Here is a 1,331-nt window from a genome sequence, read left to right as displayed (position 1 = left end):
ATGCGTCGCAGGTTCTGCACCGTCGCCGCCAAAGTGAATTCGTCAGTGGCACCTGTCAGGCCACGCAGTCGTAAACGGTCGAGTTTCATGATCCGTTTGAGGTGGGCGAACAGCATCTCCACCTTTTTTCGTTCGCAGCGAGAGACGAGGTATTCCGGTGTCTTGGCGATGCGCCTGGCCACATCGCGGGCAGCCTCATGGATGCTGCGGACGATCTTCCGATTCGGCGTATTGGGGCAACATTTCGCTTTCAAAGGACAGGCGGTGCAGTCGGTTTGGCTGGAGCGATAAATGATGGTGTTGGCCTTGGTCACCCGCGATCTTTTATGGGTGAAGGCGCGCCATTCACTGCGTAGTGGTTTGCCGGCTGGGCAGCGGTATTCATTGGCTTCCTGATTCCAGTGAAAGTCGTTACTGGAGAGGCTGTCGTCTTTGCGCTCAGTCTTGTCCCACACCGGCACATGCGGCTCGATGTCCTTCTCTTCGACCATCCACGCCAGCATCGGGGCAGTGCCATAAGCGGTGTCGCCGATAAGACGTTCCGGTGTGAGGTCGAACTGCGCTTCGACACGCTCGACCATCGTTCTAGTCGAATCGACTTCGGCGGTACGGTGCGCCGGGGTAGCTTCCACGTCCATGATCACACCGTGCTCAGTGTCGATCAGGTAATTCGTGGAGTAGGCAAAGTAGGCCGGGCCGCCTGGCGCTGCTGTCCAACGGGACTGAGGATCGGTGAGCGAAATTTTCTTGGGAAGAGCTTCAGCCAGCGCCTCTTCATCAAGGGCTTCGAGGTACTCGCGCACGGCGCGGCTGCTGAGTGTTGGATCGCGCCAATCGACTTCATCTCCAGCCACCCCACGTTGCCGGCTGGCATCCGCCTTGATGATGCTGGCGTCGACAGCGAAACCTTCACCCTTGACTAGGCCGGCTGCCATGCAGCGCCGCAGCACCTCATTGAATAACCAGCGGAATAGATCGCTGTCACGAAAACGGCCATGGCGATTCTTCGAGAAGGTCGAGTGATTGGGGATTTCGTCTTCTAGGCCCAGCCGGCAGAACCAGCGATAGGCCAGGTTCAGGTGCACTTCTTCGCACAATCGCCGCTCGGAACGAATGCCATAGCAGTAGCCGACGACCAGCATGCGCACCATCAACTCCGGGTCAATCGAGGGACGCCCGATGGGGCTATAGAAATCCGCCAGGTAGGCACGCAGATCACTAAGATCCAGGCACTGGTCGATGCTGCGCAGGAGGTGTTGGCCCGGGACGTGATCTTCCAGATTGAACGAGTAGAACAGGCGCTGCTGTCCTCCCGGTAACTGTCCCATCAT

General features: G+C 58.3%; 1 protein-coding gene. It reads right to left on the bottom strand.

The window, feature by feature from the left end; genetic code table 11:
• The coding region (locus AAEZ08_RS22705; RefSeq protein WP_500125150.1) for a transposase at nt 1-1,331 on the bottom strand (1,331 nt) is incomplete at its 3' end.

Source organism: Pseudomonas sp. E45-MNA-CIBAN-0222 (genome assembly GCF_040310405.1).
GTDB classification, from domain to species: Bacteria; Pseudomonadota; Gammaproteobacteria; order Pseudomonadales; family Pseudomonadaceae; genus Stutzerimonas; species Stutzerimonas stutzeri_AC.
This window is presented reverse-complemented; position numbering and strand designations above follow the sequence as displayed.